Origin of the sequence: Caulobacter sp. 602-2, from assembly GCF_011043625.1 — a bacterium.
Lineage (GTDB): Bacteria > Pseudomonadota > Alphaproteobacteria > Caulobacterales > Caulobacteraceae > Caulobacter.
This window is the reverse complement of sequence record NZ_JAAKGT010000010.1, coordinates 1-23,353: the sequence shown is the minus strand read 5'-3', so window position 1 is coordinate 23,353 and position 23,353 is coordinate 1. Positions and strand designations below refer to the sequence as shown.

Sequence of the window (23,353 nt, the reverse complement as noted above, 5' to 3'; positions counted from 1 at the left end):
GGAGGGGCGGGGGCGTTGAACCACGAGGTTTCACCGGCGGACTACAAGGATCTGGTCCTGTTCCTGGCCACGGCCGGGATCGTCGCGCCGCTGTTCAAGCGCCTTCGCATCAATCCCATCCTCGGCTTCCTGCTGGCCGGCGTGATCCTGGGGCCGTTCGGCCTGGGCCGCCTGATCGGCGTCGCCCCGTGGCTCGACTACGTCACCGTCGACAATCCCGACGAGATCGGCCAGCTGGCCGAGTTCGGCGTCGTCTTCCTGCTGTTCATGATCGGGCTGGAGCTGTCGTGGGAGCGGCTGCGCCTGCTGCGCAAGTACGTGTTCGGCCTGGGCGCGGCCCAGGTGATCGGCTGCTCGCTGGCGCTGGGCGCGGTGGCGATGATGCTGGGCCAGACGCCGGTGGCGGCCCTGGCCATCGGCTCGGCCCTGACCCTGTCGTCGACCGCCATCGCCGTGCCGGTGCTGGCCGAGCGCAAGCGGCTGCACGCCGAAGGCGGGCGGGCGACCTTCTCGGTGCTGCTGTTCCAGGACCTGGCGGTGGCGCCGATCCTGATCACCTTGGCGATCCTGGGGCGCGGTCACGGCGAGTTCGACGCCCGCGGCCTGCTGGCGCTGCTGCCCGCGGCCCTGGGCCTGGGCGTCATCGTGCTGGTCGGGCGCCTGGCCCTGCGTCCGATGATGCGCTCGGTCGCCAAGGCCAAGAGCGAAGAGATGTTCATGGCCGCCTGCCTGCTGGTGATCATCAGCGCGGGCCTGGTCAGTTCGCTGTCGGGCCTGTCGATGGCGCTGGGCGCGTTCGTCGCCGGCGTGCTGCTGGCCGAGACCGAGTATCGCCACGAGGTCGAGGTCAAGATCGAGCCGTTCAAGGGCCTTCTGCTGTCGCTGTTCTTCGTGTCGCTGGGCATTCGCCTGGACCTGTCGCTGCTGGTCGCCTCGCCGGTTCTGGTGCTGGGCACGGCGGTGGGCCTGGTGGTGATCAAGGCCGCCATGGTGTTCGGCCTGGGCAAGCTGTTCGGCCTCTCCAACCGGGCCTCGGGCGAGGCGGCCCTGGCCCTGGCGGCCGGCGGCGAGTTCGCCTTCGTGCTGCTGGCCAACGCCATGGACGCCGAGGTGGTCGAGCCGGCCATCGGCCAGGCGGTGCTGGTCGCGGCCACCCTGACCATGTTCCTGATCCCGGTCCTGACCGGGATCGGCGCGCGGCTCGGCCGCAAGGCGCCGGCCGAGACCACCGAGGCGCCGGACGGCGTCGACCTGTCGGTGGAAGAGCCCAAGGGCCGGGTGCTGGTCGTCGGTTTCGGCCGCGTCGGCCGGCTGGTCGGCGAGATGCTCGACCGCCACGACCTGCCGTGGATCGCCATCGACCGCGACCCGCGCCTGGTCGAGCAGGGCCGCCGCGCCGGCCACCGGGTCTATTTCGGCGACGCCGCACGCGTGGAGCTGCTCGAGCGCTGCGGCCTCGACCACGCCCGGGCGGTGGTGGTCACCATGGACGGTCCGGAAGCCGCCGAGGCGGTGGTCGAGGCCGCGCGGGGCCATCGTCCCGACCTGACCATCGTCGCCCGGGCCCGCGACGCCCGCCACGCCGCGCGCCTGTACGAGCTGGGCGCCACCGACGCCGTGCCCGAGACCATCGAGGCCTCGCTGCAGCTGTCGGAGGCGGTTCTGGTCGACGTCGGCGTGCCGATGGGGCTGGTGATCGCCTCGATCCACGAGCGTCGCGACGAGTATCGCAAGGTGCTCAACCGTCCGGACGCCCTGGGCGGACGCCGCCGCCGTCTTCGCGACGCGGGGTGAGGGGAAGGGGGCGAGATCGCCGGCTCGCCCGGTTGGTATCCCGACACCGCGATCAAAACTTGACTATTTGCGTCGCTTTTCAGCCCTCAAGACCGGCCGGACGCTACGGAAGGCCTTGCGCGGAAACGCTTTGCGTGCGAACCGAGAGGCGCGGGCGCCTTTCGAGGAGACCACGCCGTCGGATTCGGCGGGGGGGAATTCGCAAGGCGTGACCGCGAGGTGTCGCGGGGGACTCCGCCGCTGTGAAACTTTGGACGGTGTTGCCGAGCCGACACTTTCGCGGGACGTGCGCCTTGGTATAACGATGCTCGGCCGTTGGGCCGTGCAGGGCAATAGAGGGCTCTTGATATGAAACTCAAACTCCTGGCGGGAGCCGCCCTGGCCGCGGTGTTCGCCGCGTCGGGCGCTTCGGCCCAAGAGACCGGCTGGTATGGCGCGGTCGACCTCGGCTACCACTGGCCGACGGCTGTCAACAGCGAGTCGGACGCCAACGCTCCGGACGGTCAGCACTATCACTGGACCTGGAAGTCGGAGTCCGATTGGGCCGGCTTCGTGCGTCTGGGCTACCAGTTCACCCCGAACTGGCGCGCTGAACTCGAAGGCGGCTACCGTCCGGGCGACCTGGAAGGCGTCCGCGGCAACCCCGTCCGTCAGCAGCCGATCGGCCTCTGCACCCCGGGCGTGACGCGCACCGCCGCGAACCCGAAGTGCGGTTCGCCGTCGGGCTCGATCGAGTCGTGGTCGCTGATGTTCAACGTCCTGTACGACTTCGCTCCGGACGCCAAGCTGAACCCGTTCGTCGGCGCCGGCCTCGGCGTCAACCGTCTCGACGTCACCACCCTGGGCCAGTTCTCGGGCGTTCCGGCCGGCCAAGCCGCCATCCAGAACCTGACCGTCGACGACGACGACATCGCGATCGCCTGGCAGGGCATCGCCGGTCTGGCCTGGAAGGCGACCGACAAGCTGAAGCTCGACGTCACCTACCGTTACTTCTCGACCGACGACCACAGCTGGAAGTCGACGGGTTCGGGCGCTCTGCAGCCCGGCACCTTCGAAGGCCAGTACAAGGACCAGTCGCTGACGGTCGGCCTGCGGTACTCGTTCGCGGCTCCGCCGCCCCCGCCGCCGCCCCCGCCGCCGCCGCCGCCTCCTCCGCCCCCGCCGCCTCCGCCGCCTCCGCCCCCGCCGCCGCCTCCGCCGGCCCCGGTGTACGAAGCGCGTGAATTCATCGTCTACTTCCCGTTCGATCAGTACGTGCTGACGCCGGAAGCCCAGTCGGTGGTTTCGGAAGCCGCCAAGTACGCCAACGACGGCAAGGCCACCCGCCTGGTGGTCGTCGGTCACACCGACACCTCGGGCTCGCCGAAGTACAACGTCCGCCTGTCGGAACGTCGTGCGAAGGCCGTGGCCGACGCTCTGGTCGGTCTGGGCGTCGCCCAATCGACCCTGGCGGTCGACTGGAAGGGTGAAACCGCTCCGGCCGTCGCCACCGGCGACGGCGTGAAGGAACCGCTGAACCGCCGTTCGACCATCTCGATCAACTTCTAAGATCGAGACCGAACGGAAGCTCAGGCTTCCCGACGAATGCGAAGGCCCCGGAGGAAACTCCGGGGCCTTTTGCTGTTTGGTCAAGTCTGGCTCCCCTTCTCCCCTTGCGGGAGAAGGTGGCGGCGCAGCCGTCGGATGAGGGGTTTCTCAGAATTCTGACGTCGCGCCCGGTCGATCGGTTTTCGCGGCTCAGAGGGCCTTCGACCCCTCACCCGACCCCGCGTTGCGGGGCCACCCTCTCCCGCAGGGGGAGAGGGATCTCTGTTGGAATATCCCCGCTCTTTTTTGCTCCGAACCCTTCCGAAGAATCCGGAATCGACGGGTGGGCAGGCGCTCCGGTCGCGGAGCTTCGTTAACGCCGGTGCGGCGCGATGACGCGGCGAAAAATTATCGTGTGGGCAAACCCTTGATCCACACCGAGAACCTCAACGCGTTCACAGGTTGTTAACGAAAAACTCGCCTCGGAGGCGTTACAAGCCGTTGACGAAACGGCGGCGCCTGTGGCCCCATATATGGGCTCTGGGGGCGCAACGCCCTACTATATCTAGCGGCTTCGCTGGAAGCGGACGGCTTCTCGCAAGCGCATGGTAAATGGACGGGTTCTGCTCATGACCGCTGGTGAAGCGACCAAGATTCAACCTGCCGCGCGCCCTGCGTCGGCCTTCAAGGAGCGTCCGGCCCTGGCGCTGGTGCGCAAGGTCCAGGTGGACCGCTCGCGCGACGCGCTCCTGACCGATTTCGGCAAGACCACGCTGGAAGACCGCTATCTGCTGCCGGGCGAGTCCTACCAGGACATGTTCGCGCGCGTCTCGACGGCCTTCGCCGACGACGCCGACCACGCCCAGCGCGTCTACGACTACATGAGCCGCCTGTGGTTCATGCCGGCCACCCCGGTGCTCAGCAACGGCGGCGCCGATCGCGGCCTGCCGATCAGCTGCTTCCTCAACGCCGTCAACGACAGCCTCGACGGCATCCTGGGCGTCTGGAACGAGAACGTCTGGCTGGCGGCCAACGGCGGCGGCATCGGCACCTACTGGGGCGGCGTCCGTTCGATCGGCGAGAAGGTCAAGGGCCAGGGCCAGACCTCGGGCATCATCCCCTTCATCCGCGTGATGGACAGCCTGACGCTGGCGATCTCGCAAGGGTCCCTGCGCCGCGGCTCGGCCGCCGTCTATCTCGACATCCACCACCCGGAAATCGAAGAGTTCCTCGAGATCCGCAAGGCGTCGGGCGACTTCAACCGCAAGTCCCTGAACCTGCACCACGGCATCTCGATCTCCGACGAGTTCATGCACGCCGTGCGCGACGGCCAGAAGTTCGGCCTGCGCTCGCCCAAGACCAACGAGGTCCTGCGCGAAGTCGACGCCCGCGGCCTGTGGCAGAAGATCCTCGAGCTGCGCCTGCAGACCGGCGAGCCCTACCTGATCTTCTCCGACAGCGTGAACCGCGCCATGCCCTCGTTCCAGCGCGAACTGGGCCTGAAGGTGCGCCAGTCGAACCTGTGCAGCGAGATCATGCTGCACACCGGCACCGACCACCTGGGCCAGGAGCGCACCGCGGTGTGCTGCCTCTCCAGCGTCAACGCCGAGACCTATCTGGAGTGGCGCGACCACCCGACCTTCATCGAGGACGTCATGCGCTTCCTCGACAACGTCCTGCAGGACTTCATCGATCGCGCCCCGGACGCGGCCTCGACCGCCGCCTACGCCGCCATGCGCGAGCGTTCGGTGGGCCTCGGTTTGATGGGCTTCCACTCGTTCCTGCAAAGCCAGAACGTGCCGTTCGAAAGCGCCCTGGCCAAGAGCTGGAACATGCGGATGTTCAAGCACCTGCGCCGCGAGGCCGACAAGGCCAGCATCAAGATCGGTGAAGAGAAGGGCCCGTGCCCGGACGCCGCCGACCGCGGCTCGATGGAGCGCTTCTCGCACAAGCTGGCCATCGCCCCGACGGCCTCGATCTCGATCATCTGCGGCGGCACCAGCGCCGGCATCGAGCCGATCCCGGCCAACATCTACACCCACAAGACCCTGTCGGGCTCGTTCGCGGTGAAGAACCCCTACCTGGAGAAGCTGCTCGAGGAGAAGGGCCAGAACACCGACGTGGTCTGGGGCTCGATCCTGGAGAACGAAGGCTCGGTCCAGCACCTGGAGTTCCTGAGCCAGGACGAGAAGGACGTCTACAAGACCGCCTTCGAACTGGATCAGCGCTGGGTGGTCGAACTGGCCGCCGACCGCACGCCGGAAATCTGCCAGAGCCAGTCGGTCAACGTCTTCCTGCCGGGCGACGTCGACAAGTGGGACCTGCACATGCTGCACTGGATGGCCTGGGAACGCGGCGTCAAAAGCCTATACTACCTGCGCTCCAAGTCGGTTCAGCGCGCGGCCTACGCCGGCGCCGACGGCAAGGGCGAGGAGGCCGCCGGCGGCTTCGACGCCCCGGCCAAGACCGACTACGAAGAGTGCCTCGCCTGCCAGTGATGCGGGCGCGCTAGGGCGCGGCAGCGACGATTAACCACAGCGGCGCGACACATCGCGCCGCTGTTTCTTTGCGCGGAACCAATACAGTCACTGACTGTTCACCGAACGCCGGCGTTTTCCCGGTGGACGTATCCGATCAGGCGGATACGGTGGGCAGGATTGGGATTGGGGAATCCGCAATGCGTATCGTTTGCGTGACGATCGCGACGTGCTGCGGCGCCGCTCTGGCGCTTTCCGCGGCATCGTCGGAAGCTGCTGTCCGGAAGGGCAAGCGCAAGGCGTCGGCCAAGCCGGCGGCCGCCGCGCCGCCTCTTACACCCACCTTGCAGAAACTGGATCTGACCCGCCGCGAGCCGTCGCAGGCCGCGCCGGCGTCGGCCGCCGCCTTCACCGCCCGTCCGGCCGACTCCCGGGCCGTCGAGGCCGAGGGCGAGCTGTTCTCGGTGTCGCCGGCGGGCCTCTATGGCGACGCCAACCTGCTGGACGCCGACCGCTACTACAACGAGCGCGGGCCGGTCAGCTGGCGCTCGGGCAGCTATGTGGTCGGCGACAACGGCCACAGCGTCGATTCCGTGCGCGTGTCGGTCGCCAGCTCCTCGCGTCTGGCCCAGAGCGCCCCGCTCAGCCTGGTGCGCCCCGGCGCGGCCAATTTCGACGCCGACAGCGTCGATGTCAGCGTCTCGCGCGGCTGGCCGGCGGCGGTCAAGTTCGGCGCCGGCAAGCTGGCCGTCGACTTCACGCCCCATGCGGGCCTGGGCTTCGGCGGGGCCGGCGGTTCGGCCGAGGCCGGCGGCATGGTTCGCATCGGCAAGAGCGTCGAGGACCGGGTGATCAGCGGCCTGGGCGTGCGTGACGGCAGCGAAACCTTCGGCGACCGCGGGCGCTGGTACCTGTTCGCCGGCGCCAGCGGTCAGCTGGTCGGCATGAATCTTCTGCGCGGCCAGGACGGCGACTGGACCCGGGCCGGCGTCACCTCCGACACCGGCAGCCGCCTGGTCGGCGACGCCCAGGCGGGCGTGGGCTGGCGGCGCGGGCCGATGCAGGCCTCGGTCGGCTACATCCGCCGCGAGATCAAGTCCAAGGACCAGATCATGGGCATGGCGACCCAGGAAGACTCGGTCGTGGCCCTGTCGTTCAGCCTCAAACCGCATTGGTGACCGGCGTTTGATTTGCGCCGCGACCTCGCGGCGCTTGAGTTTCCGGCCGCGATCATGCAGCTAGCGTCGATCCGTCCGCAAAATCGTCGAGCGTCATGAGCGAGAGCGAGCCCCCGCGCCGCAAGATCCTGAGCCTGAAGAGCGGCGTCGCCGCGCCCGGCGGCCCGCCGCCGCTGGAGCGGCTGCAGAAGGCCGCCAAGGTCGTCACCCCCGAGCCGGCCCCGCCGCCGCCGCCGGCCGTCGGCGACTGGAAGTGCAAGCCCTGCGGCACCCGCTTTGATCCGCCGGTCGAACTGGCCGACAGCGACCACGTGCGCTGCCCCTCGTGCAACGCGCGCCTGGGCCTGGCGTCCGACTTCCGCGCCGACCCGCCGAACGTCGCCAAGCTGCGCGCCCGCCACCTGAAGAAGGCCGGCTGAGCCGCAGGCCTGCGTCCGTATCCGATGGGGCGGACGCGAAAGATCGAAGCGCCTACACCCGTCATCCCGGAAAGCGCGTAGCGCTTATCCGGGACCCAGGTGACCGGGCGCCGAGTCTGGGCTCATCCGTCCGGCGGTCGATGCCCTGCCCATCACGCCCGGGCCCCGGTTCTCAAGAAGCTGAAGGCGAGCCGACCGGCTCCGATCGTCCCGGCCAACTCTGGCGCTGGGCGAGCACCCGGGCCACTTCGGCCATGTTCTCGGTTCCCCACAGGCACAACGGCTCCAGCGCCTTGGTCAGGCTCAGCCCTAGCGGGGTGAGGCTGTAATCGACCCTGGGCGGCACCTCCTTGTAGTCGGTGCGCACGACCAGGTCGTCGCCCTCCAGCTCCTTGAGCTGCTGGATCAGCACCTTGTCGCTGACGCCGCGCACGGCCCGGCGCAACTCGCCGTAGCGGGTGGGGCCCTGCAGCAGGAAATAGAGGATCAGCGGCTTCCACTTGCCGGAGATCACGCGAAGCGTGGCGTCCAGCCCGCAGCTGAAGCCGGTCGCGCAGAGGGGAGCGTCGCTCATGTTTCCGGGATCCGAACTTTCTGGGCACTTACCAAAAGGTGCATACTTGTCGATAGGTATGTAGGTCGCCAACTCCCTTGCCGCCACACTGAAGGAGGCAAGACATGAGCAGACTTGAAGGCAAGACCGCCGTGATCACCGGCGGCGCAAGCGGCATCGGCCTGGGCGCGGCCAAGCGCTTCGTCGAGGAAGGCGCGTTCGTCTACATCTTCGGACGCCGGCAGGAGGCGCTGGACGCGGCCCTGCGCGAGCTGGGCCCCAACGCCCGGGCGGTGCGCGGGTCGGTGACCGAGGCGGCCGATCTTGATCGGCTGTACGAGACGGTGAAGGCCGAGCGCGGCGGGCTCGACATCCTGCTGGCCAACGCCGGCACTGGATCGTTCGCGCCGCTGGGCGAGATCACGGTTGAGCACTACGACCAGATCTTCGATCTCAACGTGAAGGGCCTGGTGTTCACCGTGCAGAAGGCGCTGCCGCTGATGGGGCAGGGCGGCTCGATCATCCTGACCGGCTCCAGCACCGGCGTGATGGGCACCCCGGCCTTCAGCATCTACAGCGCCACCAAGGCCGCCGTGCGCAACCTGGCGCGCAGCTGGGCGCTGGACCTGCGCGGCACGGGCGTTCGGGTCAACGTGATGTCGCCCGGCCCGATCACCACCGAACTGGCGCAGGAGGTGCTGGGGGAGGACGGCGTGGCCGCCATGGGCGCCTCGACGGTGCTGGGGCGCATGGGCGATCCGGCCGAGACCGGCGCGGTGGCCGCGTTCCTGGCCTCGTCGGACTCCAGCTTCATGACCGGCGGCGAGGTGTTCGTCGACGGCGGCCTGGCCCAGGTCTGAGCCAGGTCAGCGCGGCGGCGGCGGCGGACGGTCGCCGCCGCCATCGGGGCCCGGCCCGCCGCCGGGCGGCGGAGGCGCGCCAGGGCCTTCCCGACCTGCCGGGGCGCCGGGGCCGCCCTCCGGCAGGAAGGCGGCGATGCGATGGTTCGACAGGGTGAAGCGCACCGTCTGGCCGACCGCGACGCCGCCCAGCATGCCGGGCTTGGCCATGGCGAAGGGCATGGCCCCCGCCGGCCAGTTCAGCGCCTCGTTGGCCTGGTAGGCGATGGTCACCCGTTCGGTCGCGGGATCGATCGCCCGCACGACGCCGACGACCACCACCTTGCCGAGATCGGCCTGCTTGCCGCCCCCGGGGCCTCCGCCCGGACCGCCCGCGCCGCCGGGAGGCGGGCCGCCGCCGCCAGGGCCCCGACCGCCGCCGGGCGGCTGGGCGTGGGCGGTCGTGGCGATAAGGGCGACGGCGAGGGCGGGAAGGATGAACTTGCGCATGACCGGATCGAGCGTGGCTGAGACCCGCCCTGCCTAGCGGCGCAGTGCTGCGCGATGACTGCGCTCGATTTCGGTCCTGAAACGACGGGCGGTGTTCAAGCGTCGGCGGCCGGATCCAGGCTGCTCGCGCCCGGCTCGGCCTTGGGCCGGCCTCCCGCCCGCTTGAACAGGCCCCGCCAGCCGGTCGGCTCCAGCGCGGGACTGGCCCAGATCTTGTCTTCCATCGCCAGACGTTCGGCCGCGTCGTAGATCTTGCGCATGGTCGGCGTCTCGAACCGCAGCATGTTGATGCCGTCGAAGTCGCCAGGGATAGAGGCCACGCTGAGCGGCAGGTTGTGGCGCGTGCAGAAGCCCTCGGCCAGGCTCAGGGCCTGGCGATAGGAAAAGCGCAGCATGGTCTCGAAGCTGCGGCCCATGATCGAGGCCACGCCCGGCGGGGTCGAGCGCGGCGAGGGATCCAGCACCGTGTTGACGATGACGTAGACCCGTCCCCGGCGCAGGCGCTGGCCGAGATTGCGCCAGTGCAGCAGGGCGTCGGGCATCAGGAACAGCGGCGCGGCCACGCCGCCGTCGACGTGCATCTCCTGGTGCCGCCGGCCGTCGGCCTCGACCTCGATCATCTTGGGCGGGAACAGGCCGGGCACGGTGGCCGAGGCCACCAGCACCTCGCGGAACAGCTTCACCGCCTGGGGGCCGCCCCGGCTGGCGATCGCGCCCATGTCCCAGATCGAGGCCCGCTGGTTGTCGAGATTGGTGGTGGCGATCAGCAGGCGCCGGCCCTTGGCGTGCTCGGCCGCCACGGCGTCGATCATCGTCTCGTCGACGAACGGCTCGACCAGGGCGTCCAGGCTTTCGCCCTTGAAGATGCTGGGGCCCAGCGCGGGCGCCAGGCGGCGCAGGCTGAGCAGTTCGGCGGCGTGACCGCCCAGATAGGCCTCGGTCAGGCGGTCGTCCCAGGCCGGGCCGAGGAAGGCCAGGGGGGCGATCAGCGCGCCGGTCGAGACGCCGGTGACGATGGCGAAGTCGGGCCGCCGGCCGGCCTTGGTCAGGCCCGTCAGCACGCCGGCGCCATAGGCTCCGCCCGCTGCGCCGCCCGACAGGGCCAGGATGTTGAATTCGTCCAGGCCGATCAGCGAGCGCACCGGCGCCAGCCGGTCGGCCGCGGCCTTCAGCGCGTCCTCGGCCTGCTCGATCGACAGGCGCACGCCGGGGAAATCGACCGCCTCGACGTGGTGGGCGTCGGCCGGCGGGGCGGGCAGGCGCTTGCCGCGCAGGGGATCAGGGCCCTTCCAGTCGCGGAAGAAGCCCTGGATCGTGATCTTGTTGTCGCCCCCGCGGTCCCCTCCGCGCTCCATGGCCTAGGCCCGGGCGCCGGCCAGGACGACCCCGACCAGCACGGCCGCATAGTGCAGGCCGGCCCCGCCGATCACGTGGCCGTGCCAGATGGCGCGGCGGAACTTCAGCCGGCGCATCAGGTAGAAGACGGTGCCGGTGGAATAGACGAGGCCCCCGATGGCCAGCAGCAGCAGCGCCACCCACGACAGGCCCTCGATCATCGGCTTGATGGCGACCAGCACCAGCCAGCCCATGGCCATGTAGAGGCCGACCCAGAAACGCTTGTCCAGGCCCGGCAGGAACAGCTTGGCCGCCACGCCCAGGGCCGCGACGCTCCACACCGCCGTGGTCATGCCGATCGCCCACCAGCCCTCGAGGTTCTGGGTGGTGAAGGGGGTGTAGGAGGCGGCGATCATGATGAAGATGCCGGCGTGGTCGAAGCGGCGCAGCAGCGGCTGCCAGCGGGCCTTGGAGAAGTTGTAGGCGGTCGACAGCGACAGCATGGTCACCAGGCCGATGGTGTAGACCCCGATCGCGGCCATCTGGCCCAGCGAACCCAGGCCGAAGGCCAGGCCCAGCAGGATGCCGCCGCCCAGCAGGGCGCAGGCCAGTCCGGCCAGGTGCACGATCAGGTCGGCCAGCTTGGCGCCCGTCGTCGGGTAGTGCTTGGTGAAGTCTGAGATCGTCATGGCCCGCCCAGCCTACTCAAAATCGGTGACGTATAAACGTCGATCATCATGGCGCCGAAAGGGCGGCGCGCAAGCGTGACCAATCGTCATGCCAATCCGAAGAAGCCGTCCCAGGCCAGCTTGGTTCCGACCAGGATCAGAAGCACGTAGATCACCTTGTAGAAGCCCTCGGCCGGCACCTTGCGCACCAGGAGGACGCCGGCCCAGGTCGAGGCGATCGCCACCGGCAGAAGCACGGCCACCGTGGCCAGCACCTGAGGCGTGAACTGGCCCAGGGCGATATAGGCCGGCAGCTTCATCCAGTTGACCACGGCGAAGAAGATGGCGCTGGTGCCGACGAAGACGTCGCGCGGCAGGCGGCGGGGCAGCACGTAGATCTGGAAGGGCGGGCCGCCGGCGTGAGCGATCTGGCTGGTGAAGCCCGAGGCCATGCCGCACAGCACGCCCAGCCACGGGCGGGCCGGGCCGGTCTCGATGGCGGCGGCGGCCTTGACCGCCCGCTCGGCCCACAGCCGCTGGGCGGCGAACAGGATGGAGACCAGGCCCACCGCCAGCTCCACCGCCGCCGACGAGACCAGCGCCGCCAGCGCCCAGCCCAGGAAGATGCCGAAGGCCGCCGGCGGGGTCATCAGGATCAGCAGGCCCTTGTCCCAGGTCTTGCGATAGGCCCAGACGCCGACGACGTCCTGCACGATCAAGAGCGGCAGCAGGATCGCCGCGGCCTTCACCGGCCCGACCGCCAGGGCCATCAAGGGCGTGGCCACCACCCCGATCCCCGCGAACCCGCCCTTGGCCAGGCCCACCAGGATCACGGCGGGAATGGCGACGGCGTAGAAGAAGGGGTCGGTGAGCATGGCGGGGCTTTAGCAGGGGAGGGGCGGGCGGACCATGGGGCGCCGCCCGACCATGCTCCGGGCGCCTTCTTGAACACGCGAGAAGCGTGTCATCCCGGTCGAAGGACCGCGTCAGCGGTCCGTAGAGCCGGGATCTCCCACGTTTCAGATGTGGCCAGCGTGGGAGGTCCCGGCGCTCCGCTTCGCTACGGCCGGGATGACAACGGAAGTTGATGGGGGAAGCGCTCACACCCGCGGCGGGTTCACCTGCCTGAAGCCGCCTTCGCGCCAGTAGGGGTAGTAGGGATAGGCCGGGGTGACCGCGCTGGCGGCGTCCAGGGCCGCCACCTGCTCGGGCGAAAGGCTCCAGCCGACGGCGCCCAGGTTCTGGCGCAACTGCTCCTCGGTGCGGGCGCCGATGATCACGCTGGAGACCGTGGGGCGGGCCAGCAGCCAGTTGATGGCGATCTGCGGCACGGTCTTGCCGGTCTCGGCGGCGATCGCGTCCAGCGCGTCGACGATGCGGTAGAGGCGCTCGTCGTCGACCGGCGGGCCGGCGTCGGCGGTCTGGTGCAGGCGGCTGGTTTCCGGCAGCGGCTGGCCGCGGCGGATCTTGCCTGTCAGGCGGCCCCAGCCCAGCGGGCTCCAGACCATGGCCCCGACGCCCTGGTCGGCGGCCAGCGGCATCAGCTCCCACTCGTAGTCGCGCCCGGCCAGCGAGTAGTAGGCCTGGTGAGCGACGTAGCGCGGCCAGCCGTGGCGGTCGGCGACGGCCAGCGACTTCATCAGCTCCCAGCCGGCGAAGTTGGAGGCACCGACATAGAGCACCTTGCCGGCGCGCACGAGGTCGTCGAGGGCGGCCAGGGTCTCCTCGACCGGCGTGGTCCCGTCGAAGGCGTGCAACTGCAGCAGGTCGATGCGGTCGGTCTTCAGCCGCTTCAGCGCCGCCTCGACCCCGCGCACCAGCCGCAGGCGCGAGGCGCCGGCGTCCAGCGGGCCCTCGCCCATCGGCAGGCCCAGCTTGGTGGAGATCAGCGCCTCGTCGCGACGACCGACCAGGGCCTCTCCGAGGATCTCCTCAGAGGCGCCGTTCGAATAGACGTCGGCGGTGTCGAACAGGGTGACGCCCGCCTCCAGGCAGATGTCGATCAGGCGGCGGGCTTCCTCGACCCGGGTGTCGCCCCAGGCGCTGAACAGCGGACCCTGGCCGCCGAACGTGCCGGCGCCGAAGCTCAATGCGGGAACCTTGAGGCCGGACCGGCCGAGGCTGCGGTATTCCATGGCGTGTCTCCTGAAGGGGAGGGGGAGAGGGCGTGGTCGTTTCGCAGGATGGGCCGGGCCGACCCCGGGCATCTTGCCGCTTTGGATCGTCCGGGAGGGGGCGCCACGGCGCCCCCTTCCGGTGTCGGTCAGGCCGTCGCCAGCCGGGTCTTGCGCTCGAGGCCCAGGCTGATCCCGGCCAGGACCAGCGCCGCCAGGGGCACCAGTGCCGCGATCGGGGCGATGGCCGAGAGGCCCAGGCCGTGGGCGATGACCGCGCCGCCCAGGGCCGCGCCGATGGCGTTGCCGAGGTTGAAGGCGGCGATGTTCAGGCTGGAGGCCAGGCCCTGGCCCGCGCCGCCGGCCTGGCTCAGCACCCGCATCTGCAGCGGAGCGACGGTGGCGAAGGCCGCCGCGCCCAGCAGGAAGGCGGCCAGGACCGCGCCGACCTTGTCGTGGAAGGCCCAGCCGGCGGCCAGCATGACCACGGTCAGGATGGCGATGCTGCCGGCCAGCGCCGTGTTCAGGGCCTTGTCGGCCCAGCGTCCGCCCACCAGGTTGCCGGCCACCAGGCCCGCGCCGAACACCAGCAGGATCGGCGAGACGGCGGCCTTCGAGAAGCCGGCCAGCTCGGTCAGGATCGGCTGGATGTAGGTGAAGACGGCGAACACCCCGCCAAAGCCCAGCACGGTCATGGCCAGGCCCAGCTGCACCTGCGGACGGGCCAGCACGGCGAATTCCTCCTTCAGGGCGGCGGGCGCGGCGGCCTTCTCGCCCTTGGGGACGAGCAGGGCCAGCACGACCAGGGCGACGGCGCCGATCGCGGTCACCGCCCAGAAGGTCGAGCGCCAGCCGAAGGCCAGGCCGAGCCACGCGCCGAAGGGCACGCCCAGCAGGGTGGCCAGCGTCAGGCCGGTGAACATGATGGCGATCGCCGAGGCCTTGCGCTCGGGCGGCACCAGCGAGACGGCGACCAGGGAGCCGACGCCGAAGAAGGTGCCGTGCGCCAGGGCGGTGATGATCCGCGCGCCCATCAGTATGGCGAAGTTGGGGGCCAGGGCGGCGACGAGGTTGCCCAGGGTGAAGATGGCCATCAGGGCCAGCAGGGTGGTCTTGGGCGGCAGGCGACGCGTGGCCAGGGTCAGGATCGGCGCGCCGACGAAGACGCCCAGCGCGTAGCCGGTCATCAGCCAACCGGCCGTGGGGATCGAGACGCCGAGATCGGCGGAGACCTGCATCAGCAGGCCCATGATGACGAATTCGGTGACGCCGATCCCGAAGGCGCCGACGGTCAGGGCGTAGAGGGCGAGAGGCATGGCTGCCGGCTCCGATGATTGTTCGAGCCGTCAGATAGCGCTGGTGTCTTCGATGAATTAGATTGCTGGCAAGACTATCACTTGTGACGTGAAGGCACGATGGCGCGGCAGGAAATCAATCGCACGGCCGAGATGGAGGTCTTCGCCCGCGTGGTGGAGCAGGGCGGCTTCTCGTCGGCCGCGCGGAGCCTGCGGATGACCCCGTCGGCGGTCAGCAAGCTGGTGGCCCGGCTGGAGGCGCGGCTTGGCGCGCGGCTGGTCAACCGCTCGACCCGCAAGCTGATCCTGACCGCCGAGGGCCAGACCTTCCACGAGCGTTCGCTGCGCGTGCTGGCCGACCTGGACGAGGCCGAGCGCGCGGTGGCCGCCAGCGCCGCCCCGCGCGGCCGGGTGCGGGTCAACGCCAGCGTCCCGTTCGGCCAGCACTACCTGTTGCCGCTGGCGCCCCGGTTCCTGGCCGAGCATCCGGAGATCCAGCTCGACATCACCGTCACCGACCAGGTGATCGACCTGATGGACGAGCGGGCCGACGTGGCGATCCGAGTGGGGCCTATGCGGGCCTCGCAGCTGATGGCCCGCAAGATCGCGCAGAGCCGCATGGTGTTGGTCGCCTCGCCCGCCTACCTGGCGCGGGCCGGAACGCCGGCCCATCCCGACGACCTCGACGGCCAGGAGCTGGTGACCTTCAACTTCGCCCGTCACTGCGACTCGTGGGGCTTCCAGATCGACGGCGAAGTCGCCTTCCGTCCGGTCCACGGCCGGGCCGAGGTGGGCGATGGCGAGAGCGCCCGCGCCCTGGCCCTGGCCGGACAGGGGATCGCCCGGCTGTCGGTGATCCATGTCGGCCCCGACATCGCCGCCGGCCGGCTGGTTCCGGTGCTGGAGGCCTTCAACCCCGGCGACATCGAGCAGATCCACGCCGTCTATGTCGGCCATGGCGGCCAGCTGCCCGCGCGGGTGCGGGTGTTCATCGACTGGCTGGCGGCCGAGGTGAAGGTCGGCCGCACCGAGCCGGCGGCGCTGGCCCAGTTCGTCGGCTAGCCAGGGGATTGGCGGGACGCCGCCGTCAACGCTAGGGTCACAGCATGGAGACGCCGACGAAGATCCCTGCTCCGGCGCACGCCGCGGCCACCCCCGAGATCGTCCAGGCCCTGCGTGATCTGGTCGCGGCCGGCGCAGCGCCGACCCAGCGGCAGGTCTTCACGCTTCAGGCCCTGATCTGGGACGCGGCCGAGGCGGACGAGGCGGCCGTGGGCGATCTGGTTCTCGATCTGGCCTATGACCTCGCCTACGACCCCGTGGCGGCGCCCGACGGGGCGCTGGGCGAGATCACCCGGGCCCTGCAGGCGATTGAGGCGGCTTCGGACGTCTAGGCGCCGGTCAATCGGCGGGAACGGCCTCGACGGCGTCGGGGTGGAAGCGCAGTTCAGCTTGGGTCCAGCAGTCGCTCCATTCGGTGCCGACGACCGCGCCGCAGAGGCAGGCCCGGTTCGGACCGTCAGAACCGTCGGAGCCGCAGCAACCATTGTCGACGCCCGTAGAGCGCAGCGCCTCGGGCGGAACGTCGTCGGGGTGAGTGGCTATGGCCCCGGCGGGAGAGAAGACGTGGACGCCGACGATCTGGCCGTCGGGGCCGTGGATCGAACTGGCGGACTCGTTGCTCAAACGAACCGCTAAACCGGCCAGCACGCTCGGCTCGCGGTCCTGGCCGACGACGTGGTTGGTCTCATCGGTCCAGCACAGAGGGGCGGTCAGGGGGCGGCGGCAGGCGCGGCAGACAAGTTGGATCGGCATGGGCGAGCTTCGCTTGAGGGGCGCGCATAACATGGCCGGCCGAGTTGGCCGTCAATGGTCGCCTACCCGGCCGCCTTGCCGTAGGCGCTGAGGGCGGCGGCCATCTGGGGCGCGGCTTCGACCACCGGCGCGGCGGGCGCCTGCGGCACGGCGGCGCCGGCCAGGCGGGCCTGGGCCTCGGCCGACAGGGTGACGGTGTCGCGCGGGGCCGACGCGGCCGGCTGGGCGGCGTCGAGATCCGATTGCAGGCGGGCGCGGTAGTCGCCGACGGTGGCCGGCCCCCGTGCGCCGGGAACGCCGACCTGCAGCGAGGCGACGATGGTCTGGTCGGTTTGCGAAAGCCCGTCGAAGGCTTTCAGCGCCTGGGCCTGCGGCGCCGGCGGCGCGGCGTCCGCTCCCGCCCAGGCGGCCTTGGTGAAGGTGTTCAGCGCCGACTGCACCGTCTTTGCGAACGGCGAGTCGTTGAGGGCGGGGGCGAGGCTGGCGCGCTCGGCATGGCCGGCGCCGGCCCAGCGACTGGACAGGGCGTGATAGGCCGACAGCTTCTGGTCCAGCCCGACCGCGCCGGCGGTGTCGTTCAGCGCCGCCGCCGCGCCGGCCGCGCCGCCAGGATAGGCGACGGCCGACCCGCTGGTTGCGGCTTCTGTGGCGTAGGGCTGGGCTATCTTCATCTCGCCGCCAGCCTTCGCGCTCGCGCCATGAAGAGGGTGTGAATCCTGACGTCCAGGCTGCGTGGCATGCTGTCGCAGCCGGGGCGCAAGGCCCCGGCCGCGCATCGGGGCCCCTAGGCCCCGACCAGCACCTCGGCCACCTGCACGGCGTTCAGCGCCGCGCCCTTGCGCAGGTTGTCGCCGACGACGAAGAGGGCCAGGCCGTGCTCGACCGTCGGGTCGGGCCGCACGCGGCCGACGAACACCGGGTCCTGGCCGGTGGCGGCCAGCGGGTTTGGCACATCGTCGATCACCACGCCCGGCGCCTTGGCCAGCAGGGCCAGGGCCTCGTCCACCGAGATCGGGCGATCGAACTCGGCGTTGATCGACAGGGCGTGGCCCGAGAACACCGGCACGCGCACGCAGGTGCCGCTGACCGGCAGGTTCGGCAGGCCCAGGATCTTGCGGCTCTCGTCGCGCAGCTTCAGCTCTTCCTCGGTGTAGCCGTCCTCGCCCAGCACATAGTTCAGCGGCACGACGTTGTAGGCCAGCGGCACGGCCCACTTCTTCGGCTCCGGCAGCGGGGCGGCCTCCGGGCTCATGGCCAGGCCGTCGAGGTCGCCTTCAGCGCCCGTGCGCAGCTGCTCGGACAGCACCTGGATGCCCTCGACCCCGCCGCCCGAGGCGGCCTGGTAGGTGCTGACCGTCAGGCGCTTGAGCCCGGCGTGGTCGTGCAGGGGCTTCAGCACCGGCATGGCGGCCATGGTGGTGCAGTTGGGGTTGGCGACGATGCCCTTGGGATTGTCGTCCAGGGCCTCGGGGTTCACTTCGGCCACCACCAGCGGAACCTCCGGGTCGCTGCGCCAGGCCGACGAGTTGTCGATGACGATCGCGCCGGCCGCCGCGGCCTTGGGGGCCAGCTCGCGCGACGTGCCGCCGCCGGCCGAGAAGAACACGATGTCGAGGCCCGCGAAGTCGGCGGTGGCGGCGTCCTCGACGACCACCTGGCCGTCCTTCCAGGGCAGGGTCTGGCCGGCCGAGCGGGCCGAGGCGAAGACCCGCAAGGCCGACAGCGGGAAGTCCCGTTCGGCCAGCAGCTTCAGCATCATGCCGCCGACCAGGCCGGTGGCGCCGACGACGCCGACGGCGGGCGGGTTCGAACGGGAAAACTTGCGGCTCATGGGTAGCGTCTCCTGGTTGGTGGAGCGCGGGGAGCCTTGAGGTCTCGTGGATTGAGAGCCGCCCCGCGCAGTGCGGGGCTGGTCTGAGGATGCCGCTTAGATCGCGCGCATGCCCGCCGCCCCGCCGAAGCGGGTCGTTTTGCGGGTAATAATTTTGGTCGCGGCCAATTGCATCGAGCGGGGCTAATAGCGGGCAAGCGGGGCGGCGTAAAGTCGGTGCGTCCTTCGAGGCCCGCTGCGCGGGCGCCTCAGGATGAGGGAATTCAGTGCAGGATGGTCCTCATCCTGAGGTGCGAGGCGTAGCCGAGCCTCGAAGGACGCAGTGCGGCTCATCCGCTGGCCCCCTTGCTTTCCCAGCCGTCGACGAACGGGAACCGCTTGGCCCAGAAGTCCGCCAGTCGCGGATCGCTATCCACGCGGCGCACCACGTCGGCCATCTTCGGCGCGCGCTCGTAGAACCGCACGCGGCGCGAGCCCCAGCGGCTGACCACGGCGACATAGAGGTCGAGCACGGTCAGTTCGTCGCCCAGGATGTAGGCGCCCGGTTCGACCTGGGCGTCCATCATCGCCCAGCAGTCGGCGATGCGGTCGGCGGTGGCGGCCTTGACCCGGGCTTGCGCTTCCGGATCGGGTCCGGCCAGCCGCGAGGGCTCGTCGCGCACCCAGAACAGCGAATAGATCGAGGCCGGGATGAAGGTCATCCAGCGCAGGAACTGGCCCCGGCGCGGATCGCCGATGGCCGGGGCCAGCCCGGCTTGCGGATGGTTGTCGGCCAGCCAGATCAGGATCGCCGCGCTCTCGGTGATCGTCTCGCCTTGGGGCGTGACAAGCGCCGGGATCTGCTTCATCGGATTGACGGGGGCGACCTTGGCCTGCTGCGCCTGGCCCTCCCAGGTGGGCGCCTCGACCACCTTGTAGGGCTGCCCCAATAGGGTCAAAGTCGCTTCGACGGGCACCGATCCGGAGCCGAGCGCGCCATAGATGGTGTAATCGCTGTTCATCTTTGGTTACCCATTCTGCCCACAACATGTTGTGCCATGGGTCAATTTGACCACTAGATGGGGCGTGTCGCCCTAGGCTACGAAGAGACTACCCGCCCGACCGATTCGTGTCCGACCGCTCTGGAGACCGCCCATGTCCGCCCCGTTGATCACCACGCCCGGCCTCATGATCCCCTCCGGCGGTTACAAGCCCTTCCGCTATCCGTGGGCCTATGACTTCTGGAAGAAGCAGCAGCAGGTCCACTGGATGCCCGAAGAGGTGCCGCTGGGCGAGGACCTCAAGGACTGGGCCGTCAAGCTGAACGACAAGGAGCGCAATCTGCTGACGCAGATCTTCCGCTTCTTCACCCAGTCCGACGTCGAGGTGCAGGACAACTACATGGAGCGCTACGGTCGGGTGTTCAAACCGACCGAAGTGAAGATGATGCTGGCCTCGTTCGCGAACATGGAGACGATCCATATCGCGGCCTACGCCCTGCTCCTCGAGACCATCGGCATGCCCGAGACCGAGTTCTCGGCGTTCATGGAATACGAGGCCATGAAGGCCAAGCACGACTACATGCAGACCTTCGGCGTCGACAGCCACGCCGACATCTGCCGCACGCTGGCCATGTTCGGCGGCTTCACCGAAGGCCTGCAGCTGTTCGCCAGCTTCGCGATGCTGATGAACTTCCCGCGCTTCAACAAGATGAAGGGCATGGGCCAGATCGTCTCGTGGTCGATCCGCGACGAGAGCCTGCACTGCGACGGCATCATCAAGCTGTACCACGCCTTCAACAAGGAGACGGGCGCGGTGACCAAGGCCGTGGCCGACGACATCGTCGACTGCTGCAAGACCGTGGTCGGCATGGAGGACAACTTCATCGACCTGGCCTTCGAGGCCGGCGACATCCAGGGCATGACCCCGGACGACATCAAGAAGTACATCCGCTTCGTCGCCGACTGGCGCCTGCGCCAGCTGGACCTGCCGGAAGTCTACGGCGTGCGGGAAAACCCGCTGCCGTGGCTGCAGGCCCTGCTGTCGGGCGTCGAGCACGCCAACTTCTTCGAGGCCCGCGCCACCGAATACTCGAAGGCCGCGACCAAGGGGCAGTGGCACGGCGCCGAGGGCGTGTGGTCCAGCTTCGAGGCCATGCTGCAAAAGCGCACCGACGTTCCGGCCGAGCACTGAGCCTCGCCAAATCGTCGTGACGACACGAACGCCGCCGGGTAATTCCCGGCGGCGTTTTTCGTTTGGGGGAGCATTCCATGCGCATCGCGGTGATCGGTCCTGGCGCGGTCGGTGGAACCCTGGCGGCCTGGCTCTCGCAGGCCCACGAGGTGACCCTGTGCGCCCGCACCGCCTTCGACCGGCTGCAGGTCGAGACGCCCGAGGGGCCGCTCGTCGCCACGCCGACGGTGCTGACCGACCCGGCCGCCGCCGCGCCCGTCGACTGGGTGCTGGTTACGACCAAGACCTATGACGCCGCCGGCTCCGCGGCCTGGCTGGCGGGGCTGGTCGGGCCGCAGACCCGCGTGGCCGTGCTGCAGAACGGCGTCGAGCACGTCGAGCGCTTCACGCCCTGGCTGCCGGCCGAGCGCATCACGCCCGCGGTGGTCGACATCCCGGCCGAGCGCACGGCGCCGGGCGTCATCCGCCAGCGGCGGATGGGCTGGATCAAGGTTCCGGACGGTCAGGCCGGGCAGGCGTTCGTCGACCTTTTCGCCCATGCGCCGATCGATGTGGCGACCACCGAGGACTTCGCCACCGTCGCCTGGAGCAAGCTGGCGCTGAACTGCGCCGGGGCGGTCAACGCCCTGACCCTGAAGCCGGCCGGCGTCGCCCACCGCGACGACATCGCCGCGATCATGCGCGATCTGGTGGCCGAATGCGTCGCCGTCGGTCGGGCGCAGGGCGCGGACCTGCCGGACGACCTGCCCCGGCAGGTGATCGCCGGCTATCGCGCCGGTCCGGCCGACGGCGTCAACTCGCTGCACGCCGACCGTCAGGCCGGCCGCCCGATGGAGATCGACGCCCGCAACGGCGTCATCGTCCGAAAGGGCGCCGTCCACGGCGTCGCCACGCCGGTCAACGCCATGGTCGTGGCGCTGCTGGAGGCGGCGGGGGCGTAGCGAACAAGCCTTGCCGTTCAGCCAGGTTCGCGGTGGGATGGGGCATGAAGGTCCTCGCCGCCGCCGTCGTCGCCATCCTGGCCTTGCAGCCCCTGGAGCAGGCGTTCGCCTGCTCGCCGGTCCGGAAGCCGGCGCTGCTGCCGCTCGACGATGCCTGGCGGGAGACGTTCGGCGAGTGGTTCGTCAAGGCGGATGGGGTGCATCTCGTGATGGTGTCAGACGCCGGGCCGCTTGAAGGCGCGGCTTGGCCGATGCCGTGCGACAGAAACATCCATCCGCCGCCGCCGGCCGAGTTGGCGCGAGGAAAGGCCCAGAAGGCTGAGTTCGCAGAGCTCTGGCGTAGCTATGAGGCAGATCTTGGGGCCTGCATCCCCGGCCGGACGCGCGTGCATGTGGTCGAGACCCTGAAGGGGCCGTCGCGAGAGGAGTGGGTCGAGCAGGCGTCCGCCATCCAGGTCGTCGATGGTCCGCCGCCCGAACCGGTCTTGCAGACGAAGGAGGCCGCGGCCTATGGGGCGTGGGTCGCCGATCTGACGCTGTTGTCGTGCGGGGCGGAGCCGTTCGCCCGGCGCATGAGCCGGCAGGCGGCCTACGTGGTTCTGACGGCCGGGAGCGATGGGCGTCAGGGGCGCATCACTCACGCCTTTCTCGCCGACGATCGCGCGCCGTTCCTGGCCGAGGCGCGCCGGCTGGCGCGCCCCGCGCCCTGAGGCCGGCTAGCTCTTCAGGAAGCCGCCCAGGAGGTCGCTGACCGCCCCGCCCAGGCCCTCGTCGGGCAGCTTGCCGCCGGGGGTCAGCTTGTCGACCAGGCCGGGCAGGATCTCCGACAGCTTGGCCGCCGCGGTCTGCGGGTCGACTCCCAGCTTCTCGGCGAACTGGCCGACGGCGCCCGAGCCGAGGACGGCCTGGATCTGTTCGGGCGACACGGGCAGGTTGGCGCCGTTCGACACCCACGACTGGGCGACTTCGGAAAGGCCGCCCTTCTGGAAGGCGTCGACGAGGCCCCCGACCCCGCCGGTGACGCCCAGGCTCTTCACCGTTTCGGCGATATCGCCCTGGCCGCCCAGCGCGCCCATCAGATTGTCCAGCAGGCTCATGTCTCGCTCCGCTCGATCGTCGCTGGCCCGCCGCGGGCCCGCCCGACGTGGGAGCGATTAAGACCCGATCCAGCGCGCTTGGCGAGCGGGCATAAGGAAAAGGCGCGGACCTTTCGATCCGCGCCCTTCACGTGTTCGGCCTTGCGCCGGATGCGTCCTACGGACGGTCCTTGCGCGGGATGGCCGCCACTTCTTCCGGCGTCAGCTTGGTGATGGCCTTGGCGCGGATCGGCATGGCGAAGCCCGTGCCGTCGGCGACGCGCAGGTCCAGGTCCAGCGGGCGGCAGACGGTGTCGATGCCGCGCACGTTCGAGACGAGGTAGCTGCCGGGCGCGGTCAGCGAGTTGGTGCCCCACGACAGGTCCACGCGATAGACGTCGCGGTTGCGGACCTTCATGTAGAGCGTGTTCTTGTCGGGGGCGCTCCAGCCTTGCCAGTCCGACAGCTGGAAGCACTGGCGGGGCGCCTTCTCGGCGGCGGCCGCGCCTTCGGTCGCCAGGGCCGGGCCCGCGAGAAGCGCGCCGGCCAGACCGGCCAGGGCGATGGTTTTCAACTTGACCATTGCGTTCATCCTCACAGTCCCTCGCGCGAAAGATTGGGCCTGGAAGCCTCGCCGTCAATGGTCAAGCCGCCCCTTTTTTACCACCTGAAGGGGCGTTTTAGGTCGTCCCGTTCGAGGCGGCGGCAAAAGAAAAGGGCGGGACCGCGAGGTCCCGCCCTTCCTGTTTCGATGATCGTGGGGTGGATCAGGCCGAGGCCTTGGCCAGTTCCGGATCCACCTCGTCCAG

General features: G+C 69.9%; 24 protein-coding genes. 11 read left to right on the top strand and 13 right to left on the bottom strand.

Annotation, left to right across the window (positions count from 1 at the left end; all coding sequences use genetic code 11):
* The first annotated feature begins 15 nt into the window (after nt 1–15).
* From G5B46_RS18050 to G5B46_RS18030, 5 genes are all read left to right on the top strand, one after another.
* On the top strand, nt 16–1,794 hold the full coding sequence (locus G5B46_RS18050) for a cation:proton antiporter (RefSeq protein ID WP_165261071.1): 1,779 nt from the start codon (nt 16–18) through the stop codon (nt 1,792–1,794).
* A gap of 348 nt (nt 1,795–2,142) precedes the next feature.
* Nucleotides 2,143–3,342, top strand: coding sequence for an OmpA family protein (locus G5B46_RS24745; protein ID WP_165261068.1), 1,200 nt, complete (start codon nt 2,143–2,145; stop codon nt 3,340–3,342).
* A 602-nt stretch (nt 3,343–3,944) separates the two neighbouring features.
* Entirely contained in the window at nt 3,945–5,819 is a 1,875-nt protein-coding gene (locus G5B46_RS18040; protein ID WP_165261365.1) for a ribonucleoside-diphosphate reductase subunit alpha, read from the top strand.
* Between the two features lie 179 nt (nt 5,820–5,998).
* Nucleotides 5,999–6,976: a lipid A-modifier LpxR family protein gene (locus G5B46_RS18035; RefSeq protein WP_165261065.1), complete on the top strand. Its 978-nt coding sequence runs from the start codon at nt 5,999–6,001 to the stop codon at nt 6,974–6,976.
* 95 nt (nt 6,977–7,071) lie between these two features.
* Nucleotides 7,072–7,395, top strand: coding sequence for a hypothetical protein (locus G5B46_RS18030; RefSeq protein ID WP_165261062.1), 324 nt, complete (start codon nt 7,072–7,074; stop codon nt 7,393–7,395).
* A 172-nt stretch (nt 7,396–7,567) separates the two neighbouring features.
* Here G5B46_RS18030 and G5B46_RS18025 read toward each other — a convergent pair whose 3' ends face one another.
* A complete protein-coding gene (locus G5B46_RS18025; RefSeq protein WP_165261060.1) occupies nt 7,568–7,969 on the bottom strand; it encodes a helix-turn-helix domain-containing protein in 402 nt (133 codons plus the stop codon).
* A 104-nt stretch (nt 7,970–8,073) separates the two neighbouring features.
* Between G5B46_RS18025 and G5B46_RS18020 the strand changes: the two genes are divergently transcribed.
* Nucleotides 8,074–8,808 (top strand): SDR family oxidoreductase, encoded by a 735-nt coding sequence (locus tag G5B46_RS18020; RefSeq protein WP_165261057.1) that lies wholly within the window; start codon nt 8,074–8,076, stop codon nt 8,806–8,808.
* 6 nt (nt 8,809–8,814) lie between these two features.
* On the opposite strand, the gene G5B46_RS18015 is transcribed toward G5B46_RS18020, so the two are convergent.
* The 6 genes from G5B46_RS18015 to G5B46_RS17990 all read right to left on the bottom strand — a co-directional run bounded on the left by G5B46_RS18015 (nt 8,815) and on the right by G5B46_RS17990 (nt 14,730).
* Nucleotides 8,815–9,297 carry a copper-binding protein gene (locus G5B46_RS18015; protein WP_165261054.1) on the bottom strand — a complete coding sequence of 161 codons (483 nt, stop codon included), beginning with the start codon at nt 9,295–9,297 and terminating at the stop codon, nt 8,815–8,817.
* A 95-nt stretch (nt 9,298–9,392) separates the two neighbouring features.
* Nucleotides 9,393–10,652 (bottom strand): patatin-like phospholipase family protein, encoded by a 1,260-nt coding sequence (locus G5B46_RS18010; protein WP_165261051.1) that lies wholly within the window; start codon nt 10,650–10,652, stop codon nt 9,393–9,395.
* Nucleotides 10,653–10,655: 3 nt separating this feature from the next.
* The gene (locus G5B46_RS18005) at nt 10,656–11,321 is read right to left on the bottom strand and encodes a hemolysin III family protein (RefSeq protein ID WP_058350211.1); all 666 of its coding nucleotides are present in this window, start codon (nt 11,319–11,321) and stop codon (nt 10,656–10,658) included.
* Nucleotides 11,322–11,407: 86 nt separating this feature from the next.
* Nucleotides 11,408–12,175 (bottom strand): sulfite exporter TauE/SafE family protein, encoded by a 768-nt coding sequence (locus G5B46_RS18000; protein ID WP_165261048.1) that lies wholly within the window; start codon nt 12,173–12,175, stop codon nt 11,408–11,410.
* 225 nt (nt 12,176–12,400) lie between these two features.
* Nucleotides 12,401–13,435, bottom strand: a complete 1,035-nt coding sequence (locus G5B46_RS17995; RefSeq protein WP_165261045.1) for an aldo/keto reductase — start codon at nt 13,433–13,435, stop codon at nt 12,401–12,403.
* 128 nt (nt 13,436–13,563) lie between these two features.
* Nucleotides 13,564–14,730, bottom strand: a complete 1,167-nt coding sequence (locus tag G5B46_RS17990) for an MFS transporter (protein WP_165261042.1) — start codon at nt 14,728–14,730, stop codon at nt 13,564–13,566.
* 99 nt (nt 14,731–14,829) lie between these two features.
* On the opposite strand from G5B46_RS17990, the gene G5B46_RS17985 reads away from it, so the two are divergent.
* Both G5B46_RS17985 and G5B46_RS17980 read left to right on the top strand, forming a co-directional pair.
* Complete coding sequence (locus G5B46_RS17985; protein ID WP_165261039.1) at nt 14,830–15,771, top strand: LysR family transcriptional regulator; 942 nt, start codon at nt 14,830–14,832, stop codon at nt 15,769–15,771.
* A 44-nt stretch (nt 15,772–15,815) separates the two neighbouring features.
* Nucleotides 15,816–16,103 carry a hypothetical protein gene (locus tag G5B46_RS17980; protein WP_165261036.1) on the top strand — a complete coding sequence of 96 codons (288 nt, stop codon included), beginning with the start codon at nt 15,816–15,818 and terminating at the stop codon, nt 16,101–16,103.
* A gap of 7 nt (nt 16,104–16,110) precedes the next feature.
* Here the strand turns inward: G5B46_RS17980 and G5B46_RS17975 are convergent, their stop codons facing one another.
* The 4 genes from G5B46_RS17975 to G5B46_RS17955 form a co-directional block, all read right to left on the bottom strand.
* Nucleotides 16,111–16,524, bottom strand: a complete 414-nt coding sequence (locus G5B46_RS17975) for a hypothetical protein (protein ID WP_165261033.1) — start codon at nt 16,522–16,524, stop codon at nt 16,111–16,113.
* Nucleotides 16,525–16,586: 62 nt separating this feature from the next.
* Complete coding sequence (locus G5B46_RS17970) at nt 16,587–17,195, bottom strand: hypothetical protein (RefSeq protein ID WP_165261031.1); 609 nt, start codon at nt 17,193–17,195, stop codon at nt 16,587–16,589.
* Nucleotides 17,196–17,308: 113 nt separating this feature from the next.
* Nucleotides 17,309–18,355, bottom strand: a complete 1,047-nt coding sequence (locus tag G5B46_RS17965; protein WP_165261028.1) for an aspartate-semialdehyde dehydrogenase — start codon at nt 18,353–18,355, stop codon at nt 17,309–17,311.
* A gap of 329 nt (nt 18,356–18,684) precedes the next feature.
* Nucleotides 18,685–19,356 (bottom strand): glutathione S-transferase family protein, encoded by a 672-nt coding sequence (locus tag G5B46_RS17955; RefSeq protein ID WP_165261010.1) that lies wholly within the window; start codon nt 19,354–19,356, stop codon nt 18,685–18,687.
* Between the two features lie 133 nt (nt 19,357–19,489).
* Here G5B46_RS17955 and G5B46_RS17950 point away from each other — a divergent pair, with 133 nt between their 5' ends.
* The 3 genes from G5B46_RS17950 (at nt 19,490) to G5B46_RS17940 (ending at nt 22,178) form a co-directional block, all read left to right on the top strand.
* Complete coding sequence (locus tag G5B46_RS17950; RefSeq protein ID WP_165261008.1) at nt 19,490–20,527, top strand: ribonucleotide-diphosphate reductase subunit beta; 1,038 nt, start codon at nt 19,490–19,492, stop codon at nt 20,525–20,527.
* A 77-nt stretch (nt 20,528–20,604) separates the two neighbouring features.
* Nucleotides 20,605–21,468, top strand: coding sequence for a 2-dehydropantoate 2-reductase (locus tag G5B46_RS17945; protein WP_165261006.1), 864 nt, complete (start codon nt 20,605–20,607; stop codon nt 21,466–21,468).
* 44 nt (nt 21,469–21,512) lie between these two features.
* Complete coding sequence (locus G5B46_RS17940) at nt 21,513–22,178, top strand: hypothetical protein (protein WP_165261004.1); 666 nt, start codon at nt 21,513–21,515, stop codon at nt 22,176–22,178.
* A 6-nt stretch (nt 22,179–22,184) separates the two neighbouring features.
* Here G5B46_RS17940 and G5B46_RS17935 read toward each other — a convergent pair whose 3' ends face one another.
* Both G5B46_RS17935 and G5B46_RS17930 read right to left on the bottom strand, forming a co-directional pair.
* Entirely contained in the window at nt 22,185–22,565 is a 381-nt protein-coding gene (locus G5B46_RS17935) for a YidB family protein (protein WP_165261001.1), read from the bottom strand.
* A 157-nt stretch (nt 22,566–22,722) separates the two neighbouring features.
* Entirely contained in the window at nt 22,723–23,127 is a 405-nt protein-coding gene (locus G5B46_RS17930) for a DUF6491 family protein (RefSeq protein WP_109099608.1), read from the bottom strand.
* Nucleotides 23,128–23,353: the final 226 nt, after the last annotated feature.

Bases quoted from the DNA above. Each gene is read 5' to 3' on its own strand.
- G5B46_RS24745 (WP_165261068.1), top strand. From the start codon at position 2,143: ATGAAACTCAAACTCCTGGCGGGAGCCGCCCTGGCCGCGGTGTTCGCC.
- G5B46_RS18035 (WP_165261065.1), top strand. From the start codon at position 5,999: ATGCGTATCGTTTGCGTGACGATCGCGACGTGCTGCGGCGCCGCTCTG.
- G5B46_RS18030 (WP_165261062.1), top strand. From the start codon at position 7,072: ATGAGCGAGAGCGAGCCCCCGCGCCGCAAGATCCTGAGCCTGAAGAGC.
- G5B46_RS18025 (WP_165261060.1), bottom strand. From the start codon at position 7,969: ATGAGCGACGCTCCCCTCTGCGCGACCGGCTTCAGCTGCGGGCTGGAC.
- G5B46_RS18020 (WP_165261057.1), top strand. From the start codon at position 8,074: ATGAGCAGACTTGAAGGCAAGACCGCCGTGATCACCGGCGGCGCAAGC.
- G5B46_RS18015 (WP_165261054.1), bottom strand. From the start codon at position 9,297: ATGCGCAAGTTCATCCTTCCCGCCCTCGCCGTCGCCCTTATCGCCACG.
- G5B46_RS18010 (WP_165261051.1), bottom strand. From the start codon at position 10,652: ATGGAGCGCGGAGGGGACCGCGGGGGCGACAACAAGATCACGATCCAG.
- G5B46_RS18005 (WP_058350211.1), bottom strand. From the start codon at position 11,321: ATGACGATCTCAGACTTCACCAAGCACTACCCGACGACGGGCGCCAAG.
- G5B46_RS18000 (WP_165261048.1), bottom strand. From the start codon at position 12,175: ATGCTCACCGACCCCTTCTTCTACGCCGTCGCCATTCCCGCCGTGATC.
- G5B46_RS17995 (WP_165261045.1), bottom strand. From the start codon at position 13,435: ATGGAATACCGCAGCCTCGGCCGGTCCGGCCTCAAGGTTCCCGCATTG.
- G5B46_RS17990 (WP_165261042.1), bottom strand. From the start codon at position 14,730: ATGCCTCTCGCCCTCTACGCCCTGACCGTCGGCGCCTTCGGGATCGGC.
- G5B46_RS17985 (WP_165261039.1), top strand. From the start codon at position 14,830: ATGGCGCGGCAGGAAATCAATCGCACGGCCGAGATGGAGGTCTTCGCC.
- G5B46_RS17980 (WP_165261036.1), top strand. From the start codon at position 15,816: ATGGAGACGCCGACGAAGATCCCTGCTCCGGCGCACGCCGCGGCCACC.
- G5B46_RS17975 (WP_165261033.1), bottom strand. From the start codon at position 16,524: ATGCCGATCCAACTTGTCTGCCGCGCCTGCCGCCGCCCCCTGACCGCC.
- G5B46_RS17970 (WP_165261031.1), bottom strand. From the start codon at position 17,195: ATGAAGATAGCCCAGCCCTACGCCACAGAAGCCGCAACCAGCGGGTCG.
- G5B46_RS17965 (WP_165261028.1), bottom strand. From the start codon at position 18,355: ATGAGCCGCAAGTTTTCCCGTTCGAACCCGCCCGCCGTCGGCGTCGTC.
- G5B46_RS17955 (WP_165261010.1), bottom strand. From the start codon at position 19,356: ATGAACAGCGATTACACCATCTATGGCGCGCTCGGCTCCGGATCGGTG.
- G5B46_RS17950 (WP_165261008.1), top strand. From the start codon at position 19,490: ATGTCCGCCCCGTTGATCACCACGCCCGGCCTCATGATCCCCTCCGGC.
- G5B46_RS17945 (WP_165261006.1), top strand. From the start codon at position 20,605: ATGCGCATCGCGGTGATCGGTCCTGGCGCGGTCGGTGGAACCCTGGCG.
- G5B46_RS17940 (WP_165261004.1), top strand. From the start codon at position 21,513: ATGAAGGTCCTCGCCGCCGCCGTCGTCGCCATCCTGGCCTTGCAGCCC.
- G5B46_RS17935 (WP_165261001.1), bottom strand. From the start codon at position 22,565: ATGAGCCTGCTGGACAATCTGATGGGCGCGCTGGGCGGCCAGGGCGAT.
- G5B46_RS17930 (WP_109099608.1), bottom strand. From the start codon at position 23,127: ATGGTCAAGTTGAAAACCATCGCCCTGGCCGGTCTGGCCGGCGCGCTT.